Below are 12,850 nucleotides of genomic sequence, written 5' to 3'. Positions count from 1 at the left end.
AATATAAAAAAGGCTATCCGAAAAATAAATAAATCCTATCAATCTGTCATTAACTTTGTTCAAAGCATGGTCAAAATATTGTGAAGCATCTCTTCTTTAATATAAAGCGCGAATTCTTCCACAAACAGGATGACAGAGCAAAATGATAGCAAATAGTACTTTTTTCGGAAAGCCTTTTTATTTAATCAATCCGCAGATTAATAGTTTTCCTTCTTCACCTCGAAATAAGCCTGCGGATGCAGACATGCCGGGCAAACTTCAGGAGCTTCCTTACCTACAGTAATATAACCGCAGTTACGGCATTGCCATACCACTTCGCCTTCTTTAGCGAATACAGTCATATTTTCGATGTTGTTCACGAAAGCAAGGTATCTTTCTTCGTGACCTTTTTCAGCGATGGAGATATTGCGGTACATAGCAGCAATCATCGGGAAACCTTCCTGTTCTGCCACATCAGCAAAGTGAGGATAATCCAGTGACCATTCTTCATGTTCACCCGCTGCTGCAGCGCGAAGATTCTCAAGCGTATTACCGATTACACCAGCCGGATAGCTGGCAGTGATTTCTACCATACCGCCTTCGAGGAACTTGAACATACGTTTTGCATGCTCTTTTTCCTGATCAGCTGTTTCTGTGAAAATGGCAGCGATTTGTTCGTAACCTTCTTTCTTTGCCACACTTGCAAAATAAGTGTAACGCATTCTTGCCTGTGATTCTCCAGCGAATGAAGTCAACAGATTCTTCTCTGTTTGAGTTCCTTTAATACTCTTAGCCATAATTCTAATCTATTTTAAATTGGTTGATTACCATACGTAACTTGTCGTACCATTTATAACACAAATATACGCGATTTGTTCATAACAAACCACCTTTTCTTCAATTAATAATAACTATCAGCTCATCGATAAAACCTATCAACAAATAAATAGTATGTTGAAAAACACACTTCTTTCGATTATTTTATATAATTTTGCAACCTCTACTTTACAAAAGGGCTGAATATATACATAACAACTAATAATAATGAAGCTATTTGAATTTAAACCCAAACTGGTTTCTTGTTTAAAGAATTACTCAAAAGAAACGTTCATGGCCGACTTGATGGCAGGTATCATCGTAGGGATCGTTGCGTTGCCATTAGCCATTGCCTTCGGTATTGCTTCGGGGGTATCGCCCGAAAAAGGTATTATTACCGCTATCATTGCCGGATTTATCATTTCCCTGTTGGGAGGAAGCAAAGTCCAGATCGGTGGCCCGACAGGAGCATTTATCGTCATTATCTACGGCATCATCCAGCAATACGGCGAAGCCGGACTGATTGTAGCCACACTCATGGCAGGTGTACTCCTTATTTTATTAGGAGTGTTCAAGCTCGGAGCGGTTATCAAGTTCATCCCTTATCCTATCATCGTCGGTTTTACCAGCGGTATTGCTGTCACTATTTTCACGACCCAGATCGCCGATATTTTCGGTCTGTCTTTCGGAGACGAGAAAGTACCGGGGGACTTCGTCGGGAAGTGGATGATCTATTTCCGTCATTTCGATACTATCAACTGGTGGAATACCATCGTAAGTTTTGCCAGCATTATCATCATCGCCATCACTCCGAAATTCTCAAAGAAAATTCCCGGCTCACTGATTGCCATCATCGTTGTCACAGTAGCCGTTTATCTGATGAAAACTTTCGGTGGAATCGACTGCATCCAGACCATCGGCGACCGTTTCACCATCAAATCGGAATTGCCTGATGCCACTGTGCCTGCACTGAATTGGGAAGCTATCAGAGAATTGTTTCCGGTAGCCATCACCATCGCCGTACTGGGAGCCATCGAATCCCTGCTGTCCGCCACTGTAGCCGACGGTGTGATAGGCGACCGCCACGATTCCAATACAGAACTGATCGCCCAGGGAGCAGCCAATATCATAGCCCCCCTGTTCGGAGGTATTCCCGCTACCGGAGCCATTGCCCGTACCATGACGAATATCAACAACGGAGGTAAAACACCGATAGCCGGAATTATCCATGCAGTGATACTGCTTCTGATTCTGCTCTTCCTGATGCCCCTCGCACAATATATCCCGATGGCGTGCCTTGCCGGGGTACTGGTCATCGTATCTTATAACATGAGCGGATGGCGTGTGTTCAGAGCTTTATTGAAGAACCCGAAATCAGATGTCACCGTATTGCTGATTACTTTCTTCCTGACCGTAATCTTCGACTTGACTGTCGCTATCGAGGTAGGATTGGTGATTGCCTGCGTCCTCTTCATGAAGCGTGTCATGGAGACTACCGAAATCTCGGTGATTACCGACGAGATTGACCCTAATAAAGAATCGGATATTACCGTACACGAAGAAAACCTGATGATTCCCAAAGGCATAGAGGTATACGAAATCAATGGTCCTTACTTCTTCGGTATCGCTACCAAATTTGAAGAAACCATGGCTCAACTGGGAGACCGTCCGAAAGTACGTATTATCCGTATGCGTAAGGTTCCGTTCATCGACTCCACAGGTATTCATAATCTGACCACCCTCTGCGAGATGTCACAGAAGGAAAAAACCACCGTTATCCTTTCCGGAGTAAACGAGAACGTGCATAACGTACTGGAAAAAGCCGGATTCTACGAACTGCTTGGAAAAGAGAATATCTGTCCGAATATCAATGTAGCGTTGGAGAGGGCGAAGAGCCTTGTAAAATAAATGAGCTACTGAAAGCGTAAAAGACGTATTACACAAAAACAATTTACAACAAAACGGGCTGCTATAGAATCACTTCTCCGGCAGCCCTTCTTTCTTTAAATTAAAAACAGAAAGAGTATGATGTCATTTATTTAAGTTTCACAAGTAGTAAACAAACCTTTGCTCATGGCAAAGATACCATCGTTTATATGAAGATGAGCATTCAATAAATCGTATGCAGGAGACAGACGGAATCAATATGAAGAAACGCATATTTTATCTATTCTGTGCCTCATAATTCGAGCTCCTCTCTTCTGAATCAGAAAAAACGCCTGCAATTTAAAACAGCACAATTCGCAAGCGGCACCAAACACCTATTATTGCTAGACAAATTGCAGTAAAGCAGACCTTTTAAAAGTATAAAAAGTCACTATATCGTCAGACACATATCAGATTGCTATTTACAAACCAACAGAAAAGAAAGACCAACCAGCTCTAATTCTGCTCTCCCAAAACCCAGTTTCGCTTCCTTTAAAAGGAACCGACGGTTTGTTTATACCAAAGAGAGCGTTTGTTTTAAACAAACCGAAGCTTTGATTACACCAAACCGATGGTTTAGTGACACCATATATTGCATATTTCAAGGAAATAAATGCAATATAAAAAGAAAAAGCGCATATTCTTGCAACTGAATATGCACTTTTTCTTCTATTAGGTCCTTTTATCTTATTCCGGTTTTCTTCTGAATCTTAAAAATGGAACAGAGATGGAAAACTCTATTTCCTCATACAGACCCATAAGCCTAACGATTCTCGGTATCTTTCATACACCGTACAGAGAATGCATGAGAACGACCGGATGAGTGAGTCCACGTCTTATCGGAAACTTTATAATACAAGGAAGTAGCTCCCTGATCCTTATCATTTCCATAACTACTTGCCGATGAGTTGGACCAATAGCAAGCAGCACCCTTGCTAGCATCCAGCCCTGTATTATTACCATTATTTCCACCATTAGATCCCCACTTACAACCTGCTAACGGCCAATAAGCATAGTTTGTACCATCATAGCAATATTTAAATACCGCAGTTGCGCTCTGTTTCACAAATTCACCTTTCTGCTCTATCTCATCCAATACGCGGGGAGACACTACCCGATACCCTTTCGGACAAGGATCATAAATAGATTTATGACCGTCAGAAGGATTGAGATAAGTGCTCGATTCGTTCGGATTACCCCAGAAGTCATCTTTACGGTCGGTACGTGCACCGGTCCATGCACCCAGATACCAGTCGGATTTTGTATTCTCCACTTCATTGGTATAAAGCAATGCACGAGGATTTTCGATAGAGAAGCGGACATTGGTGGCTTGAGTAGGTATGTTAGTACCCACGGTTCCCGACCAGCCCACCGGCGTAGGACGTCCCCACTGGAAGTAAACACCGTTTTGCTTCCAGTTGTCTCCTTCGCATGTCATGTAAGTACCCAAATTACGATCCAACACTACATATCCCGTATTACCATAAGGGTGTTCTGCCGGAGTAGGGGTCATCCAGATAATAAAACTCCAGATAACAGTAGTCTGATCCTCTCCATAGATAGCCACCTGACCGCAACCGCCGTCATAACCTCCACTTACCTTATAGGTATTGATCGTAATATTGTAATCACCGCCAACGGGAGTGATGTCCGTAGTAGAACCATTCACAGCAATCATCTTATGATTAACATTCAAATCGCACCCGAGAATAGTCTTTGCATACTTAGGTTCTTCCACTTCCATGAAGTTACCACGTGCCTTCACACTAATCGTATTGCTCACACCACTGGCCGAAATATTCGTCATCAGACAGTTGGATTCGCCATAAGCCCATCCGCCTGCCAGCAGACGTGTCTCTACAGGCTCGTACCATTCACAGGAATTATCCGAAAGTTTCAAGTTATTAATAGCAATCGTATTGACTGCATTGGCTTTCAACTGCTTTCCTTCCTTTAGAATAGGAATCGTAACCGTCTGCCGGTCATTCTCCAGAGTGACCACAATATACACCTCTTTGCCGCTTAAATCAGCAGGATACGTAGTCAGATATAGATCCTGTGCGGAAGCCAGCAACTCGGGAGTAGCCAGTGAAACAGTGGCATACGGCTTGACATCCGTGCCGTATGTCAACTCGTCCGTATCCAGATTCGCGGTAAACGTACCGGAAAGAGGCGTTTTCGTCTCCTTGTCGTACAGGGAAACACTCTTTAGCCTGTACGTAGAAAGTTCCTGCGACAAGATGCTGAACTTCACATAAGCCATCGCATGACTCAACGTAAATTTGGCAAGCATGTCCGGACCGCTGACTGTTGCCTTGGCAAATGCAAACCCATACTTCCCAATATGATGACTATCACCCGGACGACTTTGCTCCTGCTCTACAGACAAGGAAGAAGTAATCTTGTTCCCGTCTTCGGCCAGTTCCGTACTTGCCCGGTACGGGTAATAGATAAGAAGTTCCGTAGCTCCTGCTTCCGCCATCTTCACATCGTCTGAAGTAAAGACACCAGAATTCTGCCCAATCGATTCATCACTTAACAAAGACTGCACATTGTGAATATCAGTCCCTGCCGTACGGGAGAAAACTCCCAAGGCATCCCCCTCACTCCAAAGCACCGGATAAACATCACCTGTTTTATCACCGATAGAAACACGCGTCTGCGGAGACGAGAGTCCGACCAGCGTCAGACATGAACCTTCCGTTACCGGTTCCCGGCCGTTATCGGACGAAATAAGCTCGTCCTGTGTGCAACTTGTCATCATCAGAATCGTTACACCTATTGCATATAATTTATTTTTCATACCATTCATTCTTTTAGGTTACATCCTCGTTTACCATTCATTCTCTTCCAGATCACCGGCAGAACCGCCATCACTCCATGCGCCTTCTGTTCCTGCCGCTTTCCAAGTCTGAAAAGCGGAACACACAGCACGCCCCTCGGCATTATAGGCAATGATAGCACTAATGTAATTCACTCCCGGACGCAATCCTTCGGTGACTTTACGGGTATAGGGCAGAGATACCGGTTCTCCGTTTTCTTCTACGAATTTCACCAGCTTCACTTCAATGTTATAGTCAAAGCCGATGTCGGCCACCGGATAGAAATCAATGACTTTCGCTCCGAATGTAGTACCTGTTTGCTGTTCGGAAGTAATCAGAGCCGTATTGTCTGCAATCTCCGAAACTGTCAGGTTCATGGTAGGGATGACACGTGGAGCCGAATCATCCTTGTCCGAACAGGAGGCAGTTATCAGCAGTAATACGAAGATAAATGCCATGCTTATATGTAAGTTCTTCATAATCATATTGTATTAGTTTTATTTTTGTAGATTCTTATACCGTAGCAATGCTTCTAAAAAGTAATAATCGGCATACGTCAGGGGGACATCTACTTCGCTTTTATCTGGAAGTGCGCCCACGCTATGCTTCAGGAGGAAGTTCCCGTTCGTATCCGGTTCGGCCAGATACTCTTTCGAGGCAAGCGTGCGGAGTTGCTTTTCCGCCATGGCAAGATAAGATTCCTTGGCTTCCGTTCCGGGGATATAGCGGCTTAGCTCGATAAAAGCAGAGGCCATGATAGCGGCAGCAGAAGCATCCCGATAGGAGTGTTCTTCCACCGGAGCGTCAAAGTCCCAGTAAGGAATACCGTCGGCAGGTAGACGGCGGAGCAGCATATCGGCAATATGTCCGGCTTGCAACAGATAATTCTGATAACCCGTCAGGCGGAACATCATCGTATAGCTATACAAGGCCCATGCCTGTCCGCGACTCCAAGAAGAATTGTCCGAGAAACCCTGCACAGTCTGCTTGCCGCGCACTTCTCCGGTTTCAGGATCGTAGTCCACCAGATGATACGTAGAGTAATCATCGCGGAAATGATTCAGGATAGTGGTGTTGGCATGTGTGCAGGCTATGTTCTGCAAAGAATCATCGGCATAGGCTTTCGACATGGATAACAGCAATTCAAGATTCATCATATTGTCAATAATCACCGGAAACTTCCAGTCACAACCTTTGCGCACAAAGTCCCAGCTACGGATTACACCGGCAGTAGGTTGGAAGCGGGTTGACAGGGATTTGGCTCCCTGATAGAGCACCTGTTTATAAGCCTCATTGCCCGTCAGCCGGAAAGCATTCCCATAACTGCAGTTCAACTGGAAACCTACATCGTGATCTCTGGTCACGTACTGTATAGAGTCGAGTTTCAGCGTATTCTTCTCGGCCAGCGCCTTCACGGCATCGTTCCGGGTATATTCATAGATATACCAGAGGGAGCCGGGATAGAACCCGCTGCACCACCAATAGATATTCGAAGGGACAAACTCACCCTCGGCAGAGAGCGTGCGGGGAAGTGTCTTTTCCGTCAGGCGGGTATCCATATTCGTGTATTGTTGCTCTGCAACGGTAAACACACGGTCAATCAGCACCTCCATCGGCTCCTGCCTGGAGCAGGATGCCAATGTTAGAAGCCCTAGTATAGATAATAATAAGATTCTCATACGTTCAATTCATTTTATTTGGGGGACAGGGTTGTAATAAATGTGGCAGTCTGGTTGGCTGTGACTGTTGCTTCAAAGCCGACCATATAAGTGCCCGGATTAGCCTGGTCATAAGAGTTTTCACTGGTAGTACTCCATGTTTTGTAGGTAGGCTTCACGGTTCCGCTGGCTGTGAGATACATCACTTTGCTTCCGTTAGTTAGTACGATGCGGTTACTTTCCACCGTCGGGACGGCAGGCGTCACCATGCACCAGCGCACTTTGGCGGATTTATCCGTTCTTGCCCTTATCTCATCCATGACCACTAAATCTTTATCGTTCACGATTTTCACGGTACGGGTAGCGGATGCAGCCTGATCGGACACTACTTCTGTCAGATCGAAAGTGGCTCCCAATTCCGTAGCAGTGTTGATGGTAGTGGTCAGGGTAGCCGCACCGTCCACCCGGTGACGGGCATCATTGATTGAGATCGTGCTATGATTGAGATTATTCAGGCGGAATACATCCCAACGCATCGAATTCTGTCCCATATCCCAAAGATTACCACCCAAACCGGCCAGTACCGACTCAAGAGTTGTATAACTTTGCAGACCGAAATCCATCGACCAACGCACTCCATACGCATCGTATACAAATGAACCGGCATCCATGTGTCCATGACTAGAACCGGCCTTGCCGCCTTTGATACCGAGGTATTTATCCGTATCCGTGTATGTCCAGTCGGTATGCACCATCACGACGGGCGTTTCCCCTTTTCCACTCCATAGCTTATTGGAAGGGGCGGAGATCGCATCCAGATTCAGATTATTGGCGAAAGCCATAATCATTGGCAATAGGCGGTTTTCGGCACAGGAAGCGTATTCACCGTTCTTCAGCATTTTCAGTTCATTATAGAGCAATGACGGGTTACTGTATTTATCGGCAAACCACCACGAAGCAAGTGCTGCGGTAGAAGAGGGAGCACAGTCCGAATAATTAAAGAACTTGCTGTTCAGCCCTGTCATATACAACATATATTCTGCCGTTTTGGAGAATCCCGGTGTATCGGAAAGTCCGTTATCCGTGCCAAGCGTACTGTTGAGGGCGGCAAGCATCAACACCTGATAAAGTGTGCCATAACACCAGTAACCGCTGCCCTCCGGATAGTTGCCGTCGGGAGAGTACATCACTTCCAATGCAGGTTTATTGGATGCTAAAGCCTTTTCAATCATGTCCTTTGCTTCGGAAGGATTGTTTTCATAAGAAGCCAGTGCCGCACAGACCAGTCCGCCATTACAAACCTGGTTCCAGTTGTTGGTAGCTTCATAGAAGTTCAGGTTCCAGTTCTTGTTCTGTGCCTGTTGGAAAGCAAACTTCAGCAATGCGTTGGCTGCTTTCGTACGGGTGGAGGCGCTTAGTTCGTTATAGAGCCAGTCGTAGCCGAAAGCAACGGCCGTAGCCATTTCGCCCACATCGAGAAAATGACGTTTCGAGTTCCAGTCGGGAAAGTTGCATACGGCATTGATATCGGTTTCCGCTTTAGTCAGGTATTTGGCATCGCCAGTCATCCGGTAGGCATAAGCACAGGTGAAAATACGCAATAAAGCATCACGGGAAACGTCGAGAATACGTTTGTTGCTAGCATCCAGTTTATAAGTCAGTGCCGTTGCATTCATCCCTTTGCTGTTGCACACTCCCATAATGGTGTTATGCAGCAAGGTCAGATTGGCACTCGTATTTGCATCCACTTTGGCTTTCAATGCAGTGAAAGCCTCGGTGTTCATCAACAGACGGGGATGGTTATCCGCAGTCAGTCTGGAATAATCCAGTCCACCCTCCGGTTCCGTAGGATTCGGTTTCTCATGGGTAGATCCCGGACGGAATCTGTTCTCATCCTCATCGGAACAACTTACGGCTGTTCCTACGAAGAAAGCTATGATGATTGTTTTAAAAAGAATCGTTTTCATGGTTCAATGAATTTATTTGTATTACTTCAAAGGAATAAGTCGTACTTTCAGTTGCGAGGCACGATTGGCAGGAATCACCGTTTCAAAGCCAACGCGGATGGTTCCCGGATTGCGGAAATCATATTCATGCGGGGGCACGTTGGACCAGATTTTCATTTCTACTTCCGTACCGGTATCTGCTGTCAGGAGCATCCGTTGTCCGTCTTTAGTCAATTCTATGCGGTTCTTGCCCGTAATCTTGGCTTCTGCCGGGGTGACCATCATCCAGGATACGGTAGCTTCCTTATCGCCCGTCTCCAACCGGTCTATTACCTCCAAATGGTCTTTCCTGTCCAATATCACGGTGCGGACAGCTTTCTTCACACTGTTGGCAAACACACTCGACAGGTCTACTTCCGCCCCTTTCTGTTTCTTCGACTCGAAAGTACGGGTAATCGGGGCATTGCTTTCTACCAAATGGCGTTCTCCGTTAATCGTCAACGTATTGTGAGCGATATTGCTTAACCGGAATACTTCCCAGCGTTGTCCGTTCTGCGACATATTCCACAGGTCCACTCCCTTACTTTCGAGTGTGATATAACTCTGCATCCCCAAGTCCATCGCCCAACGCACTCCGTCTCTCTCGAAGATAAACGACCCGGCATCCATGTGTGCATGAGAGGTAGAGGGCGAACCTCCTTTCACTCCCAGATAGGTGTCTTTCTTACTGTCCCATCCGCCACGGTAGATAAACACAGGCGTATCTCCGCGGTTAAACCAGAAGTTTTTCTTCGGCTTTCCGATCCGGTTCAGGTCGAGCTGTGAACAGAACACCATCAGGCTGGGTAGTAAACGGTCTTCGGCAAACTGCATATCCGGGCGGTCGAGATACTGACGTTCAATCCACAACAGGGAAAGGTCTTTCTCCTTGCCTGCAAACCAGAACATCATCATGTTACATTCCGCCTCTACCGGAGAATCCGAGAAACAGAAGCAGTCTCCACTCGGAGCCGTCATATACTGCATGAAACGGGCAGACTCCTTAAATCCGGGGGCTTGGGAGAGCCCATTGTCTGTGCCGAAAGCACTTTCGAGCGCAGCAATGAGCATTACCTGAAAACTCGTCCCGTACCCCCAATATCCGAATCCTTCGGGATAACCTCCATCAGGACCATAGCCTACCATCGCTTTCGGATTTGTCTCCATGCATTTCTCGATAATACCTTTCGAGATCTCCGGAATCTCTTCGAAAAGAGCCAGCGCACCATACGCCAATCCACTATTACATACGGAATTCCAGTTATTCTTGGCAGTGTAGAACCAGGCATGACGGGTATTCTTTGCCGCATCAAATCCTTTTTCGATGATTGCTTCACGCACCACCCGGCGGGTGTCGGGCTGCAAAGAATCATAGAGCCAGTCGTAACCGATAGCCAATGCCATTACCATCTCGCCTACATCCAGGAAATGAGTAGGGTTCCAGTCCGTGAAACGGCTGACAGCGAGCATCTCCTGTTCCGCACGGTGAGCGTATTTCTTATCTCCCGTCATACGGTAAGCGTATGAGAGGTAATAGATACGCTTCAATGCGATGCGCGAAATCGCCAACAGGCGTTTGCCCTCCTTGATACGTTCCACAGGTGGTTCCGTAAGTGTCCGGTCGCAAAGTTCCATAATCCGTTGGTGAACTGCTGCCAACGGGGGATACTCCGCAATAGCTTTCTTAATAGCTTCTTCTCCGCCCTCCGGCAATAACAGACGGGGATGAGGCGCTATCTTGCCATAATCAAACTGTTGTGCAAACGCACCTGTGCAACCGAATACAAAAATGAGTAATAGTAAAAGTATTTTCTTCATCCTTATTCAAATCTTTATGATTAATACGCCCAACCGCTTCGTTTAGTCAGGTTCGGGTTCTTCTGCGTTTCAGAGATAGGAGCAGTCCACGGCCACATAGATTCGGTGTAATACCAGTTATACTCTACCATATCGCCCCACCAGGACTTGCCGCCATTCACGTCTTTCCCCTGGAATTTGGTTTCTTTATAGGTTCCCCAACGTACTTCGTCGAAGAAGTTGATTCCTTCCAGACAGAATTCCACGCGACGTTCATAGCGCACTCTTTCGAGCATGTCTTCTTTTCCGTTCACTGCGCACGGACCGCTTCCGCCCTCTGTCAACACAGGCATATGGGCGCGGGTACGTACTTTATTCACCAAGCGGATGGCTTCTCCTATCTGGTCGGTCTGTGCCAATGCTTCCGCATACTGTAACAATACATCGGTATAGCGAATCAACGGCCAGTCGGTATGACAACGGCTCCGGCTAATCAAGCGGCCTTTCTCAAACTCATTGTATTTACGATAGCAGTAGAAAGCGGAAGTACGTTTATCCAGCCAGAAGTCTCCGCCATTCGTGCCTTGTTCCTTCAACGGCCAGCGGAGTTGTTTACCGATTTGGTTGGCATCTCCGGCATAGTTAGGCTTGTAGCAATCTACCGGGATATAAGGGGTAACGACTGTCTGTTGCAAACGTGGATCGCGGTTGTCATACGCCTTTTTAATGCGGGCTTCGTTACCGCTGTTCAGGTAATATTTCTGATAAATATCTTCGCCTACACGTTTGATAAGGGCGTTCTTTTGTGAGGACATGGATTCCAACCCGTCACGGCAGAAGAAGATTTCACGTTGTTGCGGAGTCAATAAGTCCCAATCTTCCAAACCGTCTACTTCCGACCATTTGAAGTCCGATCCGTCGGCATTCTTATAATAGTCTACAAAGTCTGCGGAAGGTTTTATTTCCGTCCATCCGTCATACGTATCACGCGCACCGGTCATTTGCTGAATGTTGTCACAGTAACCGGTTTCTTCGCTAAACTGGAGCGAGAAAATCATTTCTTTGTCTTTCTCGTTTTCATATTTGAAGAAGTCGGCATATTCGCCTGTCCACAAGCCGTAGCCGCAGGTTTCCACTTCTTTGAAATCGTTGCCTGCTTCCTTGTATTGCTTCTTCCACATATACACCATGCCACGAAGCGCATAAGCAGCTCCCTTGGAGGGGCGTCCGTAGTTTTCGTTCAGCGTGTTATGGGGGAAATCGGGATTATTGATACAATACGTCAAATCGTCCAGAATCACTTGCCAGACTTCATCTACCGAAGATTGACCACGCGTACAGTCTTCATTATTGATGGGTTCCAGATAAACGGGAACACCCTGATAAAGCATATTCAGCCGATTGTAAGCCCACGCACGGAGGAAACGGGCTTCGCATTGATAACGCGCCAGTTTGCCGGCAGCCATATCCGCTTTATGCAGATTGGCAATCGCATCGTTACACGCATGGATGATGGTGTAACAGAACTTCCATTCATACCACACCTGAAAGTCATTGGCAGGTTTGGTAGCCAGCGAAAGCAGTTCCACCGGATAGTTGTTGGAATAATAATCGGTTGCGAAGCTCATGGCTTCGATTCCCTGGCGGTTCAAACCGTCGGCACGCCGGAGCTGGGTAGACGAGAGTTGGGTGGCATAGAACGGATAGTAGAGTCCTGCCATTCCCTTGTCGGCAAGCTCTTCCGTAGTCCACATGTTTTCACTTGCGATCTGGTCTTCCGGGGCTACATCGAGAATATCCATGCAGGAGGTAGCAGCCAGAGCCATCGTTAAAATCATTAATATCTTTTTCATATCAGATTCTGTTT

8 protein-coding genes are annotated in these 12,850 nt (G+C 46.4%); 1 reads left to right on the top strand and 7 read right to left on the bottom strand.

What is annotated here, in order from left to right; genetic code table 11:
* Window positions 1-197 precede the first annotated feature (197 nt).
* Window positions 198-776, bottom strand: coding sequence for a rubrerythrin (gene rbr / locus AB3G73_RS17335; protein ID WP_148367721.1), 579 nt, complete (start codon window positions 774-776; stop codon window positions 198-200).
* A 247-nt stretch (window positions 777-1,023) separates the two neighbouring features.
* On the opposite strand from rbr, the gene AB3G73_RS17330 reads away from it, so the two are divergent.
* A complete protein-coding gene (locus tag AB3G73_RS17330) occupies window positions 1,024-2,703 on the top strand; it encodes a SulP family inorganic anion transporter (RefSeq protein ID WP_148367720.1) in 1,680 nt (559 codons plus the stop codon).
* A 781-nt stretch (window positions 2,704-3,484) separates the two neighbouring features.
* Here AB3G73_RS17330 and AB3G73_RS17325 read toward each other — a convergent pair.
* Genes AB3G73_RS17325 through AB3G73_RS17300 form a run of 6 tightly spaced genes read right to left on the bottom strand, consistent with a single transcriptional unit; the run spans window position 3,485 to window position 12,836 of the window.
* Window positions 3,485-5,524: a fimbrillin family protein gene (locus tag AB3G73_RS17325; protein ID WP_367745270.1), complete on the bottom strand. Its 2,040-nt coding sequence runs from the start codon at window positions 5,522-5,524 to the stop codon at window positions 3,485-3,487.
* Between the two features lie 30 nt (window positions 5,525-5,554).
* Window positions 5,555-6,028: a hypothetical protein gene (locus AB3G73_RS17320; protein ID WP_004324161.1), complete on the bottom strand. Its 474-nt coding sequence runs from the start codon at window positions 6,026-6,028 to the stop codon at window positions 5,555-5,557.
* Window positions 6,029-6,040: 12 nt separating this feature from the next.
* Entirely contained in the window at window positions 6,041-7,222 is a 1,182-nt protein-coding gene (locus tag AB3G73_RS17315; protein ID WP_148367718.1) for a glycoside hydrolase family 88 protein, read from the bottom strand.
* A 14-nt stretch (window positions 7,223-7,236) separates the two neighbouring features.
* Window positions 7,237-9,168, bottom strand: a complete 1,932-nt coding sequence (locus AB3G73_RS17310) for a heparinase II/III family protein (RefSeq protein WP_298043996.1) — start codon at window positions 9,166-9,168, stop codon at window positions 7,237-7,239.
* Window positions 9,169-9,189: 21 nt separating this feature from the next.
* Window positions 9,190-11,004: a heparinase II/III family protein gene (locus tag AB3G73_RS17305; RefSeq protein WP_148367716.1), complete on the bottom strand. Its 1,815-nt coding sequence runs from the start codon at window positions 11,002-11,004 to the stop codon at window positions 9,190-9,192.
* A gap of 20 nt (window positions 11,005-11,024) precedes the next feature.
* The gene (locus tag AB3G73_RS17300; protein ID WP_148367715.1) at window positions 11,025-12,836 is read right to left on the bottom strand and encodes a RagB/SusD family nutrient uptake outer membrane protein; all 1,812 of its coding nucleotides are present in this window, start codon (window positions 12,834-12,836) and stop codon (window positions 11,025-11,027) included.
* Window positions 12,837-12,850: the final 14 nt, after the last annotated feature.

This window comes from Bacteroides sp. L008 (assembly GCF_040812255.1).
GTDB lineage: Bacteria > Bacteroidota > Bacteroidia > Bacteroidales > Bacteroidaceae > Bacteroides > Bacteroides vicugnae.
The sequence above is the reverse complement of the archived record's forward strand: the minus strand, read 5'-3'. Positions and strand labels throughout refer to the sequence as shown.